The organism is Vibrio sp. V39_P1S14PM300 (assembly GCF_009904765.1).
Taxonomy (GTDB): Bacteria; Pseudomonadota; Gammaproteobacteria; order Enterobacterales; family Vibrionaceae; genus Vibrio; species Vibrio proteolyticus.
Map to the genome: position 1 here is coordinate 1 of NZ_WXWP01000124.1, position 21,320 is coordinate 21,320.

General features: G+C 54.0%; 21 protein-coding genes. 6 read left to right on the plus strand and 15 right to left on the minus strand.

All coding sequences use genetic code 11. From position 1 onward, the window contains the following. Both CAG65_RS05950 and hemB read right to left on the minus strand, forming a co-directional pair. Nucleotides 1-362, minus strand: a 362-nt coding sequence (locus tag CAG65_RS05950; RefSeq protein WP_161452825.1) for a GNAT family N-acetyltransferase, incomplete at its 3' end; no start/stop codon positions are given. An 81-nt stretch (nucleotides 363-443) separates the two neighbouring features. After that, nucleotides 444-1,487, minus strand: coding sequence for a porphobilinogen synthase (gene hemB / locus CAG65_RS05955; RefSeq protein WP_021707280.1), 1,044 nt, complete (start codon nucleotides 1,485-1,487; stop codon nucleotides 444-446). Nucleotides 1,488-1,687: 200 nt separating this feature from the next. Between hemB and CAG65_RS05960 the strand changes: the two genes are divergently transcribed. Then, a complete protein-coding gene (locus tag CAG65_RS05960; RefSeq protein ID WP_161452827.1) occupies nucleotides 1,688-2,452 on the plus strand; it encodes a TatD family hydrolase in 765 nt (254 codons plus the stop codon). Nucleotides 2,453-2,516: 64 nt separating this feature from the next. Here the strand turns inward: CAG65_RS05960 and tatC are convergent, their stop codons facing one another. The 7 genes from tatC to rmuC all read right to left on the minus strand — a co-directional run bounded on the left by tatC (nucleotide 2,517) and on the right by rmuC (nucleotide 8,674). Further along, entirely contained in the window at nucleotides 2,517-3,269 is a 753-nt protein-coding gene (tatC, locus tag CAG65_RS05965; RefSeq protein ID WP_021707282.1) for a twin-arginine translocase subunit TatC, read from the minus strand. A 65-nt stretch (nucleotides 3,270-3,334) separates the two neighbouring features. Next, entirely contained in the window at nucleotides 3,335-3,745 is a 411-nt protein-coding gene (tatB, locus tag CAG65_RS05970; RefSeq protein WP_021707283.1) for a Sec-independent protein translocase protein TatB, read from the minus strand. A gap of 3 nt (nucleotides 3,746-3,748) precedes the next feature. Beyond that, nucleotides 3,749-3,994 (minus strand): Sec-independent protein translocase subunit TatA, encoded by a 246-nt coding sequence (gene tatA / locus CAG65_RS05975; protein WP_021707284.1) that lies wholly within the window; start codon nucleotides 3,992-3,994, stop codon nucleotides 3,749-3,751. Nucleotides 3,995-4,041: 47 nt separating this feature from the next. Next, entirely contained in the window at nucleotides 4,042-5,679 is a 1,638-nt protein-coding gene (gene ubiB, locus CAG65_RS05980; RefSeq protein WP_161452829.1) for a ubiquinone biosynthesis regulatory protein kinase UbiB, read from the minus strand. Continuing rightward, a complete protein-coding gene (locus tag CAG65_RS05985) occupies nucleotides 5,676-6,281 on the minus strand; it encodes a ubiquinone biosynthesis accessory factor UbiJ (protein ID WP_161452831.1) in 606 nt (201 codons plus the stop codon). The genes ubiB and CAG65_RS05985 overlap by 4 nt, the downstream gene beginning before the upstream one ends. 9 nt (nucleotides 6,282-6,290) lie before the next feature. Then, on the minus strand, nucleotides 6,291-7,073 hold the full coding sequence (gene ubiE, locus CAG65_RS05990; protein ID WP_021707287.1) for a bifunctional demethylmenaquinone methyltransferase/2-methoxy-6-polyprenyl-1,4-benzoquinol methylase UbiE: 783 nt from the start codon (nucleotides 7,071-7,073) through the stop codon (nucleotides 6,291-6,293). A 68-nt stretch (nucleotides 7,074-7,141) separates the two neighbouring features. Beyond that, on the minus strand, nucleotides 7,142-8,674 hold the full coding sequence (rmuC, locus tag CAG65_RS05995; RefSeq protein ID WP_021707288.1) for a DNA recombination protein RmuC: 1,533 nt from the start codon (nucleotides 8,672-8,674) through the stop codon (nucleotides 7,142-7,144). A gap of 132 nt (nucleotides 8,675-8,806) precedes the next feature. On the opposite strand from rmuC, the gene CAG65_RS06000 reads away from it, so the two are divergent. The 3 genes from CAG65_RS06000 to CAG65_RS06010 all read left to right on the plus strand — a co-directional run bounded on the left by CAG65_RS06000 (nucleotide 8,807) and on the right by CAG65_RS06010 (nucleotide 12,987). Next, nucleotides 8,807-9,718: a DMT family transporter gene (locus tag CAG65_RS06000; RefSeq protein WP_161452833.1), complete on the plus strand. Its 912-nt coding sequence runs from the start codon at nucleotides 8,807-8,809 to the stop codon at nucleotides 9,716-9,718. A 264-nt stretch (nucleotides 9,719-9,982) separates the two neighbouring features. Then, nucleotides 9,983-12,358 carry a putative bifunctional diguanylate cyclase/phosphodiesterase gene (locus CAG65_RS06005; RefSeq protein WP_161452835.1) on the plus strand — a complete coding sequence of 792 codons (2,376 nt, stop codon included), beginning with the start codon at nucleotides 9,983-9,985 and terminating at the stop codon, nucleotides 12,356-12,358. Nucleotides 12,359-12,537: 179 nt separating this feature from the next. After that, nucleotides 12,538-12,987 (plus strand): GNAT family N-acetyltransferase, encoded by a 450-nt coding sequence (locus CAG65_RS06010; protein WP_021707291.1) that lies wholly within the window; start codon nucleotides 12,538-12,540, stop codon nucleotides 12,985-12,987. Here the strand turns inward: CAG65_RS06010 and CAG65_RS06015 are convergent, their stop codons facing one another. The 3 genes from CAG65_RS06015 to ftnA all read right to left on the minus strand — a co-directional run bounded on the left by CAG65_RS06015 (nucleotide 12,988) and on the right by ftnA (nucleotide 15,207). Continuing rightward, a complete protein-coding gene (locus CAG65_RS06015; RefSeq protein ID WP_040903234.1) occupies nucleotides 12,988-14,175 on the minus strand; it encodes an NAD(P)/FAD-dependent oxidoreductase in 1,188 nt (395 codons plus the stop codon). 103 nt (nucleotides 14,176-14,278) lie between these two features. Further along, nucleotides 14,279-14,602, minus strand: a complete 324-nt coding sequence (gene uspB / locus CAG65_RS06020; RefSeq protein ID WP_021707293.1) for a universal stress protein UspB — start codon at nucleotides 14,600-14,602, stop codon at nucleotides 14,279-14,281. Nucleotides 14,603-14,679: 77 nt separating this feature from the next. After that, entirely contained in the window at nucleotides 14,680-15,207 is a 528-nt protein-coding gene (gene ftnA / locus CAG65_RS06025; RefSeq protein WP_021707294.1) for a non-heme ferritin, read from the minus strand. A gap of 160 nt (nucleotides 15,208-15,367) precedes the next feature. On the opposite strand from ftnA, the gene uspA reads away from it, so the two are divergent. Continuing rightward, on the plus strand, nucleotides 15,368-15,793 hold the full coding sequence (gene uspA, locus CAG65_RS06030) for a universal stress protein UspA (protein ID WP_021707295.1): 426 nt from the start codon (nucleotides 15,368-15,370) through the stop codon (nucleotides 15,791-15,793). A 56-nt stretch (nucleotides 15,794-15,849) separates the two neighbouring features. Continuing rightward, entirely contained in the window at nucleotides 15,850-16,728 is an 879-nt protein-coding gene (locus tag CAG65_RS06035) for a carboxylate/amino acid/amine transporter (protein ID WP_161452837.1), read from the plus strand. Nucleotides 16,729-16,775: 47 nt separating this feature from the next. Here CAG65_RS06035 and CAG65_RS06040 read toward each other — a convergent pair whose 3' ends face one another. The 3 genes from CAG65_RS06040 to CAG65_RS06050 all read right to left on the minus strand — a co-directional run bounded on the left by CAG65_RS06040 (nucleotide 16,776) and on the right by CAG65_RS06050 (nucleotide 21,312). Further along, complete coding sequence (locus CAG65_RS06040) at nucleotides 16,776-17,213, minus strand: hypothetical protein (RefSeq protein ID WP_161452839.1); 438 nt, start codon at nucleotides 17,211-17,213, stop codon at nucleotides 16,776-16,778. 91 nt (nucleotides 17,214-17,304) lie between these two features. Continuing rightward, entirely contained in the window at nucleotides 17,305-18,090 is a 786-nt protein-coding gene (locus CAG65_RS06045) for a class I SAM-dependent methyltransferase (RefSeq protein ID WP_021707298.1), read from the minus strand. A 72-nt stretch (nucleotides 18,091-18,162) separates the two neighbouring features. After that, nucleotides 18,163-21,312: an EAL domain-containing protein gene (locus CAG65_RS06050; RefSeq protein ID WP_161452841.1), complete on the minus strand. Its 3,150-nt coding sequence runs from the start codon at nucleotides 21,310-21,312 to the stop codon at nucleotides 18,163-18,165. Nucleotides 21,313-21,320: the final 8 nt, after the last annotated feature.

The following is a 21,320-nucleotide window of genomic DNA, read 5'->3' on the forward strand; positions in this document are numbered from 1 at the left end:
TGGTTACGCAGCAGCAAACGTAGCATGGCCGGAAACTGGTTACGGGATTTGACGGTGATCCGGCGATAACCCTGTGCACACGCCCACTGCTCTTGCACATCCAGCAGTTGTTGCGCGACACCTTTGTTTCTTGCCAGCGGCGACACACCACCAAACCAACTGTAAAACGTGTCAGCGTCGAGCTGATAACCGAGCTTAAATCCCAGTAGCTCCCCTGCCTCTTCCGCCACCAGCGTCAGGTGTGGTTTGTCCGCAATCCGCTCTTTCAACGTCGCGACACTCTCCCCCTGCGCAAATTCCGCAATCTGCTCGACCACCTGAATGACTTCTTGCAATGATCCCTGACGAATCGTCACCGCCATGTGTCTTCTCCTCACTCCATCATAACGAAACAGGCCGGCACGAGGCCGACCTGATGAGTCTGTTTTCAGCAGCGCGGAGGCTTAGTCCCGCTTCAGAAACTTCGCTGTTTCAGCGTTCTCCGCAGCCAGCCATTCGGCGACGTCTTTCGCAAAGTAAGTCAGGATACCGTCGGCACCGGCGCGCTTAAAGCACAGCAACGATTCCATCACAATCTCCTGTTCTTTCAGCCAGCCGTTCTGAATCGCGGCTTTGTGCATCGCGTATTCACCGGATACCTGATACGCAAACGTCGGCACCTGCAGTTCGGTTTTGACCCGGCGCACGACATCCAGATACGGCATACCCGGTTTAACCATCACCATGTCAGCCCCTTCAGTGACATCCATCGCCACTTCGTACAACGCTTCATCGCTGTTGGCCGGATCCATCTGGTACGTTTTCTTATTGCCACCTTTCAGGTTCGACGATGAGCCGACCGCATCACGGAACGGGCCGTAGTAAGCCGATGCGTACTTCGCTGAGTACGCCATGATCTGGGTGTGGATGTAACCCGCTTCTTCCAGCGCTGCGCGAATTTTTCCGATGCGTCCGTCCATCATGTCAGACGGTGCCACCACGTCTGCGCCCGCTTCCGCGTGCGACAGTGCCTGTTTGATCAGCACCTCAGTGGTCTCGTCGTTGATGACGTAACCGTCTTCATCAATGATGCCGTCCTGGCCGTGGGTCGTAAACGGATCGAGTGCGACGTCGGTGATCACACCAATTTCCGGCACGTGCTCTTTCAGCAGGCGGACGGCGCGCTGAACCAGACCATCAGGATTGTGTGCTTCAGTCGCACACAGGCTTTTCGCATCTTGATTCACCACCGGGAACAGAGCAATAGCAGGAACCCCAAGCTGCGCCAGGTACTGCGCTTCTTCCAGCATTAGGTCAATCGACAGGCGCTCAACGCCCGGCATCGATTCCACCGGCTCGCGGCGGTCTTTCCCCATCAGAATAAACATCGGGTAGATCAGGTCGTTCGCCGACAACTGGTTTTCCGCCACCAGGCGACGGCTGAAATCGTGTTTACGAACGCGGCGCAGACGGCGCCCAGGGAACTGGCCTAGAATGGATACTGACACTCTATTCTCCTTATCTGGTGCAAGTGCTAGGACCGAAATCATAACACTCTCGCTTTTTCACGCTAGGGACAAACGGCAAAAATCCCAAAACGATCTATCAGTCTTATTGCTTATGCTCTGTTTTGCATTAAGGTCACGCCAGTTTGAGCCGGGCCCCGTGGCTGTTTTATACTAAGCCTAATCACTCAGGAGAGACACCCATGATCGACACCCACGCCCATATTTACGCCTCTGAATTTGACCACGACCGTGATGAGGTGGTGCAGCGCGCGCTGGCGCAGGGCATTGAGCACATTCTGTTACCCAACATCGATCTGGACTCCATTGAACCGATGCTCAAAACCGAAGCGGCCTACCCACAGGTGTGTCGTTCGATGATGGGCCTGCACCCGTGTTACGTCGATAGCAATGTTGACCAGACACTGGCCACCATCGAAAGCTGGTTTGAGCAGCACCCGTTTATCGCGGTGGGGGAAATCGGTATTGACCTTTACTGGGACAAAACCTTCCGTGCAGAGCAGGAAAAAGCCTTCGTCACCCAGCTGAACTGGGCCAAACAGCGCCAGTTACCAGTGGTGATCCACACCCGTGATTCGATTGAGGAAACGCTGACCTTACTGGCGCAGGAGCAAGACGGTTCGCTGCGCGGCGTGTTTCACTGCTTTGGCGGCAGTCTGGCACAAGCGCAAGCCATCAACGGGCTGGGTTTCCACCTGGGTCTCGGCGGTGTGTCTACCTTCAAAAACGGCGGTATGGATAAGGTGATTCCGCATCTGGATATGGATTACGTCATCCTGGAAACCGACTGTCCTTACCTAGCTCCGGTGCCGCATCGTGGCAAACGTAACGAGCCGGCGTACACACAATTGGTTGCGCAGCGCATCGCCCAATTGCGGGAGATCGGTCTCGACGAGGTCGACAACCTGACCACAGATAACGCCAAAACCCTGTTCAATCTCAGATAAGCTCTTTTCTCCAGGTACAAAAAAGGCTGGCACTGGCCAGCCTTTTTGCACGTCAGGTGACGCATTACTCTTCCGCCGCCGCTTCGCCGTCGTCACTCTTGCGAGTATAAAAGCGCGCAAAGAACAGACCGATTTCAAACAACAGGCACATCGGAATCGCCAGCAGAGTCTGAGAAATCATATCCGGCGGCGTCAGCAGCATCCCGACCACAAACGCCGCCACAATAATATAGGGACGCTTTTCTTTCAGGCTTTGAGGATCGGTTGCCCCAGTCCAGCACAGCAGAATGATCGCTACAGGCACTTCAAAGGCGATGCCAAACGCCATGAACAGTGCCAGCACAAAATCCAGATAACTGGCAATGTCGGTTGCAAACTCCACCCCGCCCAAAGAGATGGCGGTAAAGAAACCGAACACCAGCGGAAACACCACAAAGTAGGCAAACGCCACCCCGCAGTAAAACAGCAACGAGCTGGAAAACATCAATGGCATGATCAGCCGACGTTCGTGCTTATACAAACCGGGCGCGACAAACGCCCACACCTGATAAAGAATAAACGGCACGGCCACAAACACTGACGCAATCAACGTCAGTTTGAGTGGCGTGAAAAACGGCGATGCCACATCGGTGGCGATCATGGTCGCGCCGGCCGGCAGTTTCTCAACCAGAGGTTTGGAAACAAATTCATAAATATTGCCGGAGAAATACACCAAACCGACAAACACCACCACCACGGCGACAATGCATCGCAGCAAGCGATCACGCAGTTCGAGCAAGTGGCTGATTAAAGGCTGTGTCTGCTCTACCGAAGACATGGCAAACCTCATTCAAAAAAGATCAAAAAAGAGCCGCATCCCTATGCAGCTCTTTGGTCATAAGACTACTCGGCTTTTTTCTCTGCCGTGTTGGTCGCTTGGTCCGCTGCTGGCTGTGAAGCCGCAACGTGGTCATCGTCTTGGGCGGCTGACGGCTCATCCGCCGCGGGCTGAGACGATGGTTTGGCATAAGGACGCTGAACGTCCTGCGCGGCTTTCTTCAGCTCCTCGACCGACGATTTGAGCTCGGGAGAGAGGTCTTCCATGCCCATCTGTTCCGCTTTGCGCAGATTTTCCTGCAGCTCCTGAACTTTCAGCTCATGAGACAATTCGTCCTTGACGCTGTTTGCCATGCTTTTCGCGGCCCGAATAAAACTCGTGACACTGCGAATCGCGTGCGGCAATCGTTCCGGACCTAATACCACCAAGGCCACCACAGAGATCAATACCAGTTCCCAAAAACCGATATCAAACACGAGTTAGGCCTGCTCTTTGTCTTTCTTGCTGTCAGCAGTCGCGTCCGTTTTCTGCTGCTCTAAATTTTTTTGCTCGAAATCGGCATCGGCGTCTTTTTTCGCCGACGCGTCTTCGTCGTTCATCGCTTTCTTAAAACCTTTAACGGCACTGCCCAGGTCACCACCAATGTTGCGTAGTTTCTTTGTGCCAAACAGTAAGATAACGATGACAGCAATAATGAGAAGTTGCCAAATACTGATACCACCCATTCTTTATACCTCGGGTCTGCTTAAAAAATACTTTCTGAGTTTACCGTCTATTGACGGTAAGCTCGCCAACTGAGCAGCCAAAATGTGACCCCAGTGATACCACTGACCACCGACAACTGCTCAAATGCGTTGTTGACCAATATTGCCGAGCATACGACTAAAGTGGCGCCAACGCCAAACAAAAATCTTCCGGTCGCCTGCTGACGTTTGCTGTCTCGATAGCCCTGATAAAGCTGATCCATACGCTGGTTCATGGCCTTACCCTGACGCAGGCTGTCGTACAACAACTCCGGCAACTCCGGCAGTTTTTCCGCCCAGAACGGTGCCCGGTCTTTCACCGCGTTGATCACGGCTTGCGGACCCACCTGATTCATCATCCATGATTCGAGGAACGGTTTCGCGGTTTCCCACAAATCCAGCTGTGGGTAGAGCTGACGTCCGAGCCCTTCCACATACAGCAAGGTTTTCTGTAACAGCACCAGTTGCGGCTGCACTTCCATATTGAAGCGTCGTGCCGTATTGAACAGATTCAGCAACACATGTCCGAAAGAAATCTCGCACAGGGGTTTGGCAAAAATCGGTTCACACACAACGCGAATCGCAAATTCAAACTCATCGATGTTGGTTTCACGTGGAACCCAACCCGATTCCACATGCAGTTCTGCTACCCGGCGGTAGTCCCGATTGAAAAACGCCAGAAAATTCTCTGCCAGATAACGCTTATCTTCACTGTTCAGGGTACCGACGATGCCGCAATCCAGCCCAATCCATTGCGGGTTTTCCGGATGCGCTGGTTGAACGAACACATTGCCCGGATGCATATCGGCATGAAAAAAGCTGTCTCGAAATACCTGAGTGAAGAACACGCTCACGCCACGCTCGGCCAACAACTTCATATTGGTGCCGTTGGCTTTAAGCCCCTCAATATCAGAGACCTGAATCCCGTATATTCGCTCAGAAACCATGACAGTTTCATTACTGAAATCGGTAATTACTTCAGGAACATACAATTCTTCACTGCCTTCAAAGTTGCGCCGAAGCTGAATCGCATTGGCCGCTTCGCGGCGCAGATCGAGTTCATCGAGCAGCGTTTTTTCGTACTCGCGAACCACTTCAACCGGTTTCAAACGCCGAGCTTCAGGCAGCGCCTTGGCGACTATACGCGCCATCCGGTACATGAGTTTTAGATCTGCATCAATGACTGGGCGAATATCCGGTCGGATCACTTTAAGCACCACTTCCCGCCCCGACTCTTTGAGTTTGGCGGTGTGCACCTGAGCAATCGACGCCGACGCCAGCGGGACAACTTCAAAATCACTGAACCAGTTATCCAGGCTGCCGCCGAACGCTTTTTCCATTTGCGCGCGCGCCAGGTGACCATCAAACGGTGACACCTGATCCTGCAGCAACGCCAGCGGATCGGCGATGTGCTCAGGAAACAGATCGCGGCGGGTCGACATCATCTGGCCGAATTTGATCCACACCGGTCCCAGCTCCTGCAGTGCGAGACGCAGACGCTCGCCAAGTGGCTTGTCCGCATGTTGGTTCTTAATCCAGAACAGAGATTTACGCGCCAGCAATGGCGCTTTGGTCAACTGATGTTCGCTCGGCAGGAGTTCATCCAAACCGTACTCCAGCTGAACCCGGACGATGTGATAAAGACGTTTGAGCTCGCTTGGCGTCATGCTTTCTCCAGCAACTGGTTAAGTCGGGCATCAAGCCGGGCGGCCTGGCTGCGCACCTCGTCGACCTGATCACAAAAATGCGCCACTTCAAGTGGCGCGGGTGCCAGTTGCCATTCTTCGGTAATAACCTGAGCCAGATGACTTTGATGCTTGCGGGCCTGCGACGCCATCAGGTGGCCGACATTTTTTGCTCCCTGCACCAGCGTATGTGCCACTACATCGCCAGTCAAACGCGACAGCCATTCTTCGATATCCGGCTTACAGTCCGTCATCAACTGAGCAAACTTCTGCGCCAGTTGAATATCGCCCTCCAGCACTAACTGGTCCTGTTTGATCAACTTGGTGATGTTGGCCTGCTCACGCAGTTGCGGTAACACCGCGACATTGAGTGACAGGTAGCAATCAGGCAGACCTTCATAGCTGGCCAGCACATCGATTTGCTGGCTGAACAGGAACGTCAGGGTTTTATTGAATTCTTTCAGATGCACCTGAATCGCCTGACCTTTGAGTCGGCCGAGACGACGACCCAGCTCGGGGTCGTCTTGAATCAGGGTATTGAGGGTGGTTTCGATGGCCGCGGTGACCAGGGGTTCAAATGGCATGCTTCACCCTCAGAATTTGTAGCCACGGTGCAGCGCGACAATGCCGCCGGTCAGGTTGTAGTAACAAGTGTTGTCAAACCCGGCGTGTTCCATCATGCCTTTCAGCGTTTCCTGATCCGGGTGCATACGAATTGACTCGGCCAGGTAACGGTAACTTTCGGCGTCATTGGCCACCAGTTGCCCCATTTTGGGCAACAGGTGGAAGGAGTACGCATCGTAAATTTTCGACAACGGCTCCAGCACCGGCTTAGAGAATTCCAGCACCAGCAGGCGGCCACCCGGTTTGAGCACCCGGAACATCGAACGCAACGCCGCGTCTTTATCGGTCACGTTGCGCAGGCAGAAACTGATGGTGATCACGTCAAAATAGTCGTCCGGGAACGGCAGGGCTTCCGCATTGGCTTGCACGTAATGCACGTTGCCCACAATGCCGCTGTCGCGCAACTTATCGCGGCCCACGTTAAGCATCGAGTTATTGATGTCCGCCAGCACCACATGGCCTTTTTCTCCGACGATGCGGGAAAACTTCGCCGTCAGATCACCGGTCCCACCCCCGAGGTCAAGAATACGCTGACCCGGACGTGCGCCGCTGCAGTCAATGGTAAAACGCTTCCACAAGCGGTGGATGCCGCCAGACATCAGATCGTTCATGATGTCGTATTTCGCGGCCACGGAGTGGAAGACTTCGGCCACTTTCGCCACTTTTTCGTCTTTTTTGACCGTGGTGAAACCGAAATGGGTGGTTTCCTGATGATCTGGTGCCGTTTCGGCTTGCACGTTGGTATCCGTCATTCTCTGTCCTCTTGAGCAGCGTTAACACTGACGATGAGAGGCTCAATCGGCCTCTTTGCTGCGGGCGGTTAGTTTACTTTATCCTCAGCGTGATGTCTTTCTACTAACGAGTCATTTTCTGCGAAAGCCTCATTTTGCGCGATGTCGCTCAGAGCAGACGAAATCGGCCGTTTGACCTCGACACCCAATTGTTTGAAGCTTTCCGCCTGTCGGATGACGTTCCCGCGCCCGGTGGCCAGTTTATTCATCGCGCCCTGGTAATTTTGATTGGCTTTATCCAGCGCCCCGCCCAGGCTTTCCATGTCGTCGACAAACAGGCGCAGCTTGTCGTACAACTTGCTCGCCCGCTCCGCGATGATCTGGGCGTTCTGGTTCTGACGCTCATTGCGCCACAGGTTATCGATGGTGCGCAGCGCCACCAGTAACGTCGTTGGGCTGACCAAAATGATGTTGTGCTCCATGGCGTCTTTCACCAAACTCGGATCCGCTTGAATCGCGACCTGAAAGGCCGGTTCAACCGGAATAAACATCAGTACATAGTCGAGACTCTGTATTCCTTTGAGCTGGTGATAATCTTTGTGACTCAATCCCTTGATGTGCGCACGGATCGCCAACAGGTGATCGCTCAGCGCACGTTCACGCTGCGCGTCAGTGTCGGCGTTAAAGTACCGCTCGTAAGCCACCAGCGCCATTTTCGAGTCCACCACCACCTGCTTATCGTGTGGTAGATGCACAATCACATCCGGCTGATAACGCTTGCCCGCCTCGTTGTGCAAACTGACCTGGGTCTGGTACTCATGGCCTTCACGCAGACCGGATTCGGCCAGTACCCGGGCCAGCACCACTTCGCCCCAGTTGCCCTGCTGCTTGTTATCGCCTTTGAGCGCTTGTGTCAGATTCACCGCTTCACGGGTCATGTGCTCGTTGAGCTGCTGCAGTTTCTTCAATTCGTGCACCAGCGTGTGACGCTCTTTGGCTTCAAGAGTAAAACTGTCGCTAACCTGACGTTTAAACCCTTCCAACTGCTCACGCAGCGGCGTCAGAATGCCGTCCAGGCTCTGACGATTCTGCTGGTCAACTTTCGCGGTTTTGCTTTCGAACAATTGATTGGCCAGATGCTCGAACTGCTGCTTGAGCCGCTCTTCCGCTTTCTCCAGCAACTCCAGTTTCTCCTGACTGGCGAGCATTGCCTGTTCGTGGCGCGCTTCCTGCTCTCGTAACCGGGCTTCGAGCTGAGACTTTTGTTCGCGCACCTGATTGAGCTGATCCGCGTATTGCTGACGTTCCTGTCTGACCGTGTCGAAATAACGCAGCTTTTCCATCACCGCCATCAGTTTGCCATGCGACTGACGCCGTTCGTATTCGGCTTTGTCGCGTTCATTGTCCAGCTCATCTAACTCCGTTTGCGCCTGAGTCAGTTCCTGACGTAACTGGTCGAGCTGAGTGTCATGCCACTGTTGATTGGCATTCAGCTGCTGTTCAAGCAATTGATTTTGATAGCGCATCTTCTGTTTGACCCACCACCCGGTGGCGACACCGCCAGCCAGCGCACTTGCTATCGCGCTGAGCAACCAGCCTTGATGTTCCAGAATCCATTGCATAATAAAGGTTTAACCCGTGTCAGACGTTTTTTATCATGGTATTTCGACACTGGATAAATGTCCAGTTTGTCGCCCAGATATCGAGCAGCTAGACTAGGCGTTTTGCTCTGCCTCTCGTCGATAAGGAATATCATGAACGAACGCCGCGCGCTCGGATTTGCGCTGTCTGCGGTGCTGCTGTGGTCCACAGTCGCCACGGCATTTAAACTCACGCTGGCCGAATTCACACCGGTGCAAATGCTGACTGTCGCCAGCATCGTCTCTGCGCTGGCACTGACGCTGGTTTGTGCACTGCAAGGGAAGCTGCCTCAGGTAGTGCCGACGTTCAGTGCCAATCCGCTTTATTTTGTCCTGCTCGGGCTGATCAATCCGCTTAGCTATTATCTGATTCTGTTTAAAGCGTATGATCTGCTGCCCGCCTCACAGGCTCAGGCCATCAACTACAGCTGGGCAATTACCCTGACCTTGATGGCCGCGGTATTTCTCGGCCAGAAAATTCGCAAACAGGACTGGCTGGCGTGCGCGTTCAGTTATTTTGGCGTGGTGGTCATTGCAACACAGGGCGATGTTCTCGGCATGCACTTTGAGAGCCCGCTCGGCGTCGGACTGGCGTTACTCTCAACCCTGTTGTGGGCCAGTTACTGGATTCTCAATACCAAAAACCACGCCGATCCTGTCATCAGCGTACTGCTCGGTTTTCTGGTCGCCATTCCGTTTGCGCTGGCAATCAGTGGCTGGGAAGGCGCCGGTTGGTCAGACATCAGTGTCCGGGGCTGGCTGGCGGTGGGCTATGTAGGACTGTTTGAGATGGGCATTACCTTTGTTTTGTGGCTCACCGCTCTCAAGTCCACCCGCAACACTGCCCGGATCAGCAATCTTATCTTTGCGTCGCCATTTATTTCACTGTTGCTACTGGCCACCATTATCGGTGAGCAGATCCATCCGACCACACTGATCGGCCTGATGCTGATCATCACCGGGCTGGCGATCCAGCAGATCAAAACCCGTCGCCACGATCCCGACCGTTCATCAGCATCTGAGTAGCGTCACAACGCAGCGCCCGCGGCTCGGTATCGCAGGCGCTGGCTTACCCCGCAAACCGATTGATTGGCTTGCAAATCCGCCTCGTCATTTTTGAACCAAGATAACACTTTGACTTTACAACACGGCTAAGTCGCTGCTTTAGTGGGATTATTCCATCAGTTCCACGTGAACTGGATTAATAATAAAGTCAATAATAGATATCAAATCCCGCACCGGCCTCACGCAGCCGGTGGCAAACAGACGTCATTGGTCAAACACAATTCTATGTCTCATAACCCATTAATCAGCCTGCATGCTGATGCCATCACACAGGCACTGCATCAACTGCGCACCTTACTGAGCGGCCAATGTGCCCTGCTGAGTGGCCATATGCCGCACCAACCTGTGCTGGGAGACTCACTCCACGTGACAGCGGAGCTGGCCTCATGGTATCCGGGCCAATCCGAGCTGTATCACTGCCAGCACAGCGGTGTGACTCTGGCGCCTATCTGGCAGGATGCGTCTACACTGATCGCGCTGCTGGCTGTCAAATCTGCGCATCCGCAAACGGCCTGGCTAACACGCACTGCCGCCGACAGCCTGACCCACACTCTCGGGCAATCGTTGACGCTGCCCACTTTGCAGCAATTCATAAACAGCCTGGACGATCACGCCTGGGTCAAAGACCCAAACGGGATTTACATCATGGGTAACCTGGCGATTGAACAAGCCTGGGGACGTACGCTGAGTGAGATCGTCGGTGCCAGCGACCATCAGTTGTTCAGTCCGCATCTGGCGCGAAAATTTATCGCTTCCGATCACAAGGTGATGGAACACGGCAAAGCCATGACCGTCGATGAGTGCTGCGATCAAGGCACCCGGGGCGACAAACAGTGGTATGAGACCATCAAGGCCCCCATCTTTGATCACCAGCAGCGCCTGGTCGGTATTCTCGGCATGACACGTAATGCCACCCAGCGCAAACAGGTCGAAAATCAGCTCAGCATCGCCACCAAAATCTTCAGCAACTCCCATGAGGGTGTGGTGATCACCGATGCCGACGGCAAGATCGTCGAAATCAACGCCGCGTTCAGCGACATCACCGGCTATCCGCCGCAGGACGTGATCGGCCATAATCCCCGCCTGTTGCAGTCCGGCCACCACGATCGCGCATTTTACCGCGACATGTGGGCACAACTGAAACGGGACGGACGCTGGAAAGGCGAATTCATCAACCGGCGCAAAGACGGTTCCGTTTACCCACAACTGGCTACCATCAGCGCGGTATACGACGAATACAAACAGTTGATGAATTACATTTGTGTGTTTGAGGACATCTCTCTCTATAAAGAGCATGAAGAAAAAATCGAGCAGATGGCGTATTTCGACCCGCTGACCGATTTGCCCAACCGTACCCACCTGATTCAGTTGCTCGACGAACAGATTGTCGCCAGCCGCGAAAGCGGCCGATCTTTCGCAACCCTGGTACTGGATGTCGACCATTTCAAACACGTCAACGATAGTCTGGGCCATTTCAGTGGCGACAAAATATTGTCTGAGCTTGCCACCCGACTGAAAGCGCATCTGCGTCACCAGGATCACATCGCCCGTATCGGTGGGGATGAATTTGTGATCATCCTCAGTGACCTCGACAGCACCGCCGACTTGTCACTGATGATGCAGCGCCTGTTCTCCAGCTTCCAGCAGACGTTTTCTCCGCACGAAGGCGCCGCCCTGCGCCTGTCGACCAGCATCGGTGTCGCGATGTTCCCTTGTGATGGTGACGACGGAGAAACCTTACTCAAAAACGCCGATACAGCGATGTATCAGGCCAAAAAGAATGGCCGCAACGGTTACGCCTTTTACACCCCGGAGCTGACGGATGTCGCGGTGTCGCATGTGCGGCTGCAGTCGGCGCTGCATGAAGCACTCGAGCTGGGGCAGTTTTCGCTCGCCTACCAACCCCAGTATCAACTGGCCGACGCCCGTCTGACTGGCTTTGAAGCTCTGATCCGCTGGCAACACCCAGAGCTCGGTGCAATCTCGCCAGCCCAGTTTATCCCGATTGCGGAGAAATCGGGCTTAATGCAGGCAATGGGTAAGTGGGTACTCACCACCGCTTGTCGGCAAGGTAAAACTTGGCTGGATAAAGGCTATGAGTTTGGCAAACTGGCGGTCAACGTTTCGGCCATTCAATTGCAGCAAAGCGAATTTACCGAACGTCTGGAAGCAATTCTGCATGACACCGGCTTCCCGGCCAACCGGCTGGAAATTGAGATCACGGAAGGGCTGCTGATGGAAGATCAGGAGCAGGCCATTCGGTATCTCGATCAGGTTCGCCAGTTGGGCGTTGAAATCGCCCTGGATGACTTCGGTACCGGTTATTCCTCCCTTTCCTACCTGAAAGGCCTGCCACTGCATAAACTCAAAGTCGATCGTTCGTTCGTCAGTGATGTGCCGGATGACACCGACAGCAACGCCATCGTCAACGCGATCATTGCCATGGGCCACACTCTGGGGTTGAAAGTGATTGCGGAAGGAATAGAGAATTCGCAGCAGCAAGACTACCTGCTGCGCCAGGGTTGTTGCTACGGTCAGGGGTATCACCTCGGCCGTCCGATGGACGCCGAAGCCGCCACCACCCTGCTTAAGGGTGCCTGAATCGGCCGGATCATCCACCCGGCTTGCGCTCTGAGACGAGCACAGGGCAATACACGCGTTGAGAAAATCTTGATATCAACCCCGGTGTGCCTGATAACGTTTTAGCTATTCCGTATCTATCTTGAGGACTTGTGCCACGTGGTGTGACTAGGATGTGGTTTTCACTAGAGGACACCATTATGACACTTCGTATCTATGCCGCCGAGCCGCAACACGTTCCACGGGTATTGCCCATGTACATGGGCTATCTGAACTTTTATCAGGTGCAAAAAACCACCATGCAGGCACAGCAGTACCTGACCGAGCGCCTGAACTTGGGCCAATCACGGATTTTTTATGCGGAGCTGGACGGCGCTGTGGCTGGTTTTTGCCAACTCTACCCTTTGTTTTGTTCACTGGAAATGAAGCGCATCTGGCTGTTGTACGATCTGTACGTCACGCCGCCAGCGCGCCGACACGGAGTCGCAGAGGCATTACTAGAGCGGGCCGATCAACTCGGCCGCGAGAGCGATGCCGCATTTATCATGCTCAGCACCGCCCAAGACAATCACCCCGCTCAGACGCTGTATGAGCAACACCACTACGTGCGAGATAATGAGTTTGTGGTCTACAATCGGAGGCTGGACTGATCACACCCACTGACCGGCTACATAACCACTCGACCAGCACCACTGAAAGTTGTAACCGCCGAGCCAACCGGTAACGTCCATCACTTCACCGATGAAATACAAGCCTTTGACGCTGGTGCATTCCATGGTTTTGGACGATAGGTGCCGGGTATCCACCCCACCCAACGTCACTTCCGCAGTACGATAACCTTCAGTGCCGTTGGGGGCAATTGTCCAATGCTCAAGATGCTGCGCAATCGCTTCCAGATCATGGCTGTTGAACTGTTTAAGCGGTTTGTCGCACAGCTCTTTACGTTCAATCAACACTTCCACCAGACGTTTCGGCAGCACCTTGGAGAGAGTGTTTTTGAGGCTCTGGTTGGGGTGTTTCTCGCGCGAACACGTCAGCAACTGGCCGACATCCGCATCCGGCACCAGATTGATGGTCACACTCTGACCGGCTCTCCAGAACGAAGAGATCTGCAGCACCGCAGGTCCGGATAAACCTCGGTGGGTAAACAGCAGCGCTTCTTTGAATACCGTGCCATCTTGGGCAGTGATCTCCGCAGGAACCGCGATTCCGGAAAGCTCGGCAAACGCTTCTTTATCGGCTTTGTGCAGCGTAAATGGCACCAGTCCCGCGCAGGTCGGTACCACCGATAAGCCAAACTGCTCCGCCAAACGATAACCCAATGGGGTGGCCCCGAGTTTCGGCATCGATAGCCCCCCGGTGGCGACCACCAGCGACTGGCATTCGATCGTCTGACCCGCCACGTTCACCGCAAAGCCTTGCGGCGTCTGCTCGGTGTGGAGAATTTCCTGTTGATAGCGCAGAGTAATATTGGGCTGGTCACACTCACTCAACAGCATGTTCACGATGTCTTTGGCGGAGTTGACGCAGAACAGCTGACCATGATCACGCTCTTCAAACTCAATTTCGTACTTACTCACCATGGTGATGAAATCCCAGTTGGTGTACTGAGACAAGGCCGATTTCACGAAATGCGGATTGCGGCACAAGTAGTTAGCGGCGGACACATCATAGTTGGTAAAGTTGCACCGACCACCACCAGAAATGAGAATTTTACGGCCCGGTTTTTTGCCGTGATCGAGCACCAGCACCCGCCGGCCACGCCGACCGGCGTGCGCCGCACACATCAGGCCGGCAGCACCCGCACCTATAATCACAACGTCAAACTTCTCACTCATGGTCTTTCCCGGCTCTTGTGCAATAAAAAAGGATGTGCGGGTGCACATCCTTGCCATTCGGGCGCTATTCTAACGGCAAATGCACGGCTTGCCAATTCACCACTTACAACACCAGAGCGGCCATCAGCGTCACCAGCAGCAGCGCCGTGGTCAGCACAAACAGCTCCCGCACCCGATCGCATTTGTGGGTGAACAGTTCGTCGTGATGATGATGGTATTCTTTACTTTTCAGGTAGTGAAACAACCGCACCTGTTTGGTGACGTTGCCATGGGTGGTAAAAAAGCCGTTGCCATCGACCTGCTGATACAACAAAGGGTGCGCTTCGCGCATGATATGAAGAAGAGAACGTAGTGCGGTGAAGTACCTTGCCATATTGACAAGAGTGACAAGCATTAGCGCAAATAGAATGGTGTCTCCACTGATCATCTTTTCCTCCCTACATCTTCATACCAGTGCCCGAAAGGAAAAGACGATCTGTCGATTATCTTTACGCTGAATCCAACTTATTCAGCAGAGGCATCCATGATTGAAGATGAGCCTTCTTTTGCCATTGCCGCCAGATCCTTATCGATGAAGAACAACGCTTTACCATCTTCGCCGACCAGTTCCAGCTTGTCTAAAATCCCTTTAAACAACTTCTCTTCTTCATGTTGCTCCGCAACGTACCACTGAAGGAAGTTAAACGTTGAGTAGTCCTGGCTGGTGAATGCCAGATGAGCGAGCTTATTGATTTTATCGGTGATCATCTGCTCATGCTCATAGGTTTCACGAAACACTTCACCTAAGCTGGCGAAGGTGTGTTTCGGTGCGTCAATCGCACCCAGAATCGGCATCGCACCCGTTTCGCTCACGTAGGTGAATAAACGCTGCATGTGCTCCATCTCTTCTACGGCGTGTTTGCGAAGAAATTCAGCCGCCCCGTCAAATCCTTTGTCCTCACACCAGGCACTCATTTGTAAGTATAGATTGGATGAGAAAAATTCGAGATTAATTTGCTCATTGAGCTGATCGACCATCGCTTGAGACAACATCGGGTACTCCTAGTCACTGTATCTGATTGTATTGTCGTTACTATATCACTTTGCCAACCATAACACTTCGCCCGGCGGATGTAGATATGAGATCGCCACGACAAAAATTATCCGCACCGGATGCTAACCTGTAGATAGACCCCAATAAGGAGATAGCACCATGAGTTATCAACACATTTTAGTCGCCGTGGATCTGTCTGAAGACAGCAAGAAACTGGTCGAAAAAGCCGTGGCACTGGCCAAACCCCTGGAGGCTGAAGTGTCGTTCATTCATATCGACGTTAACTACGCGGAGCTGTACACCGGACTGATCGACATTAATCTGGCCGAAACTCAGCACCAGGCAATGGAAGCGTCACAGGATCAGCTCAGAGCACTGGCGAATCACGCGCAGTACCCAATCAAGCATACCTTAGTCGGCAGTGGCGACCTGAGCAACGAGCTGTGCGATACCATCCAGGAGTTCGCCATCGATCTGGTGGTCTGCGGTCACCATCAGGATTTCTGGAGTAAGTTATTGTCCTCAACTCGCCAGTTGATCAACTGTTCTCCGGTCGACATGTTGGTAGTACCACTCAAAGACTGACGACACGACAAAACTCAGTTAGACTGCAGAGCAAATATTCATCACTCTGATTTGTTATGACCTATTTATCTGCAGTCACCCTGTTGTGGGCGTTTTCTTTTAGCCTGATCGGCGTTTATCTGGCCGGTCAGGTCGATTCTTGGTTTTCGGTGCTGATGCGAGTAGCCCTCGCCAGCTTAGTGTTTCTGCCTTTTCTCAAATTCCGTGGCGTTGCCAAACCCTTAATCGTGAAGCTGATGGCGATTGGTGGCGTGCAGCTCGGCCTGATGTACTGCTTTTACTATCAATCCTTCCTGCTGCTGTCGGTGCCGGAGGTACTGCTGTTTACTGTCTTCACGCCAATTTACGTCACCCTGATTTATGACCTGCTCAAAGGCCGCTTCTCCCCCTGGTATCTGCTGACCGCGATGATCGCCGTCGCTGGTGCCGCAGTGATCAAATTTGCCGGCGTCAACGAGCATTTTATGCAGGGCTTTCTGGTGGTTCAGGGCGCCAACCTGTGTTTTGCCATCGGTCAGGTCGGCTATAAATACGTCATGGAGCGTGAGCCGGTTGAATTGCCGCAGCATACCGTATTCGGCTATTTTTACCTTGGGGCACTGTGTGTCGCACTGGTGGCGTTTGCGCTACTGGGGAATCCGCACCAACTGCCTGCCACGTCACTGCAATGGGGCGTGCTGATCTACCTGGGTCTGATTGCGTCTGGCTTGGGGTATTTCGCCTGGAACCGCGGCGCCTGTCAGGTGAACGCTGGCGCGCTGGCAGTGATGAACAACGCTCTGGTGCCGGCGGGGCTGATCGTCAATATTTTGATTTGGAACCGCGATGTCGATCTGATGCGTCTGGCGCTGGGAGGTGCGGTGATCCTATTGTCATTGTGGGTCAATGAAACCTGGGTCAAACGCCGTATTGAACGCCGTTATCAGAACGCCTAACGGCATAAAAAACGCCTGCATGATGCGGGCGTTTTTATCTCGTTTCATCAGTGCATCCGAGCGGCACTGCTGTCGGCTGGGTTTAGCGTCGTCAGACGCTGATTGACACGGCTGAACTGGCGCTCGAGTTTGTGATGCTTTTTCAGCAGCTTTTGCTGTTTTTTCAGCACCTTCTTCATCTTTTTATGAAATTTAGCCTGCTTCTTGGCGCTCTTTTTGGCTTGCTTGAGCGCTTTTTTCGACACTGGCTGAGCCACACCGTCGTTACAGACCGCAACCGGCATAATAAGCTCGCGCTCATCGGCTGAAATGGCAGGTGAGGCGTCGCTTACTGGCAGCGCCATCGGCTTGCACAACGCACTCTTATCGGCCGATGCGCGCGCACAGGAGCGACACAGGTACTTCGGCGCCGCCACCAATGACTGGATCTCGCCCAGGCTGGCCGCGATGTCGCGCCGATCCAGCTTACAAAAACGTTTCGCCATGCCACTACTCCAAAGCTAAGAATACGAATAGTTCTTAGTTAGATATAACCGCAGCGACGCGTTTAAGCAAGCACAAATCGTCCTGGTAAAGTCAATCTGCCGCCATTGCGGCATTCACGTAAACATCAAAGCGATTTTTCTTGGTTTCGATGGCCATGGTTGGCTTATGCCCTGCCAGCCACTCAGCGTAATCCGGGCGCTTAACCACCACCCGCTTGCTGGCCAAAGCCAGGGCCGGCTGCAACAGCGCATCCGCATCGGTGTCCGCGCCGACCAGCGACTGAAACACCCGCATCTCCTTTTTCACCAAAGCGGATTTTTTCTTGCTTTCCGGATGCGGGTACATGGGATCGAGATACACCACATCCGGACGGACAAACTCCGCATCTGCCGCCAACTGGGCCAGCGCATCATGGCTGGACGCATGCAGCAAGGTCATTCGCTCCTGCACCCAATGGCCAATTTCCGTGTCTTGACCCGCGCGCAACAGGCCATCTTCCAACAAAGCCGCCACTACCGGATGCCGTTCAACCATCTGTACCTGGCACCCTAACGATGCCAACACAAACGCATCACGGCCCAGGCCCGCCGTGCCGTCCAGTATGGTAGGCGTGACGCCTTTGTTAAGCCCGGCCGCTTTGGCAATCGCCTGACCTTTACCGCCGCCGAATTTGCGTCGGTGCCCAACCGCCCCGCCCACCAGGTCAACAAAAATCGCGCCCAGTTTAGGCTCATCGAGCTTACGCAGCTCCAGACGCTGCGCCGTCAGCACTAGAGCAAACTCACTCTGCGGGGTGTGCTGCAGGTGCCAGCGTTGGCCGATCTCATCGAGACGTGAGGCTTGATTGGGGTCTTCGCATATCAGTTGCAGCTGCAAAGTGGCTTCTCCACTAGATTCATTACACGGCGCGCAGTGTACCCAATTTCGCTCACCGTCACCACGCTGAGGCTATGCAAAATCGAGCCCGCCCTCACCCATCAGTTCGCTCATCAGTTCCGCCAGCGGTTTCGGCCGGCCAATCAGATACCCCTGAGCGTAATCCACACCCAACGCTACCAGATGCTCATAGATGGCGCGGTTTTCGACAAATTCCGCCACGGTCCGTTTACCCATCTGCTGGGCCAGATCGTTGATCGAACGCACCATCAGGCGATCCATCTCGTTATGGTCAATATCACGCACGAACAAACCGTCAATTTTGACGATGTCCACCGGTAAGCGTTTCAGGTAACCAAACGACGACAGGCCGGAGCCGAAGTCATCCAGCGCGATCAGACACCCCAGTTGTTTGAGCTGACTGAACAGCGAGATCGCCTGCTGCATATTGCTCATTGCCGCCGTTTCCGTGATTTCCAGACAAATCTTCCCGCACGGAACCGGACTGCTGGCCAGCGCCTGCAACAGAAACTGAACAAATTCGCGGTTGCCCATTGAGTGACCCGACAAGTTGATCGACACCAAGTCCAGTCGGGCCAGCGCATCCGGATGGGATGCGAAATACGCCAGGCTCTGGCTAACCACTACCTTATCAATCAGATGCGCGATGTTGTAGCGCTCGGAAGCGGGCATAAAGATCGCAGGCGAAATGTACTCACCGTCTGAATTACGAATTCGCACCAATACTTCACAGTACAGGCTGTCCGCCGGTTGCGACACATTGAGGATCCGTTGGCCAAACAGTTCAATCCGCTGATTCGCCAGCGCATCATGCACCAGGCTGACACTCTCCATTTCCAGTTCGCGACGCCGCAGATCCTGATCGTCCTGGCAATAGAGGTTGAAGCGGTTACGCCCTTCTTCTTTGGCTGCATGGCAGGCGGTATCCGCCTGTGCGTGTACCATCTGGGGGGACGTGGCAGTATGGTCTATCAAGCGAATCCCAATCGAGCAGGTCAGATTGAGTCGAATGTCGTTCCAGATAAACGCCTGCTCAGCCAGGGTACTGATGATACTGCGCGCCACGTGTACCGCGTCGCGTTCGGTGCAGTCTTTGAGCAAAAGCGCAAATTCATCCCCGCCCATGCGCGCCAGAATCGTGTTGTACGGCAGGACCTCCTGCAGCATGCTGGCGCAGAACTTGATCGCGGCATCGCCCGCCTCATGCCCGGCGGTGTCGTTGAGTACCTTCAGTTGGTCCAGATCAAGATACAGCATGGCGTGGGTACGCAGGTGGCTTTCCACTTCACTGAGGGCTTTGTCCAGTTCCAGTTCAAACTGGTTACGGTTGTAAGTGTCCGTCAGCAAATCATAACGGGCCTGATACGCCAGTTGATCGGCCAGCTTCCGCGTTTCGGTCACGTCTTCCCCGACAATCAGCAAATGACCGGTTTCTGCCAATGGGCGGATGTTCTCACGCACCCACATCGCATGCCCGTCGGCGTGGCGATATTCGATCTCCCGCTGCCAGACTCCTTTAGCCACCTGCTTAGGCTGCAGCAGCACCTGACGCGGTACAATGGCATCGGCGTGCAGATAGAATTCGCGCAGCCGATGACCAAGCAACTGCTGCTCTTCGTAGCCGAGCATCTGCTCGGTAAAGCGGTTCACCTGTTGGATACGGTTCTGCTCATTAAGCGTCAGCATCATCACCGGTTGCTGATCGTAATAGTGACTGAGGCTGGCTTCCCGCTGCATCAGTTTGTCTTCGGTCTGTTTGCGTGAAGTGATGTCACGCGCTTCAAGCAGAAAACGCACCTGCTGGCCGACATCTTTGGGTAATGGTTTCAGGGACAACTCGAGAATTTGCACCCCGTGCTCCGGGTGCCACACTTCCACTTCAAACTGCGCCGGACGCGACGCTTGCTGCGCAGCGAAATAGTGTTTGATACGCTGCGCTGAGCCCGCCTCCAAATGTTTGTGCTGCCACAACGGTTTGTCCAGTTGATACTGAGGGTTATAGAGCAGCTCCTGCAACTTGCTGTTGCTTGATACGATCCGGCCATGTTGATCCAACATACCGATGTAGTGATAACTCTGATCAAACACCGATTCGAGCAGCACCTGGCTGTGGCGGGCTATCTGCTCACTCTTTTTCAGCCGCCGGGTGTAATAGATCAAGCTCAGCAGGATCAGCGACAACACCAGCACAGTCATCACCAGCAGTTCGAGCTCACGCTGATAACGTTCGGCAAACGGCAGTGGTTTATTAAAGAACACCCCGGCGGGCTCCCCTTCAATACCCAGCCCCCAACGGGTCACGGCCTGATAATCGAGTTTGATTTCCGGAGGAACACGTTTGACCTTGGGCAGTGGCGCCGACGGGTTGGCCAGTACCTCAAGCAAGGTGTCGGCGGCCGCTTTACCTTGCGAGTGACCGCTGAGAACCACGCCGCCAATGGCCCCGTTGCCAATGCCGAGATCATGCACCACGTAGACCGGCGCCTGAGCGTGGTGAATAAAAGTATTCCACTGCACCAGATCACTGACCTCGCCTTGCTGGTCACGGTAATACACCCAGTACAAAATGGCGTCGTTGCGATTCATACCTGCTGCGCGCTGGTAGAGATGCTCAAAGGTATCCGGCACCAGCGGCTGGATCAGCGACTGGTACTGCGGCGACCGCGCAATAAAGTGGTTGAGCTGCTGACGCACCGCAGCCCCAGTACGGGAAAAGTCGGTCACGACATAAATCCGTTCGACATTGGGTTGCAATCGGCGGATTAACGCGATATTACTTTCGATATCAATGTCTTCTGTTACCCCGGTTGCACGCAGATCACGGTGCATCTCACGTGAGTAATTATTGATACCGCCGAAGATCACCGGCGTGTCGCCCAGTTGCGGCGCCAGACGCTGCATCAGGCTCAGCGCATTATTGTCACTCACCAGCACCGCATCATAACGCTCCTGCTCCAGCAGCGTTTTGTACAGCTGGTAGATCTGGTCAAAATACAGCGCGGACTGCAGCCGTTTGGTGTCGAGGTAGACCGCACGGGTTTTGATGTCGGCATGCGGTGTCAGGACGTCGTCGACACCATGCTGGAAGGCATCGGTCCAGAAGAAACCGAGATGATACGAGTGAACGATGAGCACACTGCGGTCCGTGGCGGACGCAACGCCGCTTAACAACAACGCGATCAGACACAAGACAACTCGCACGCTCTACA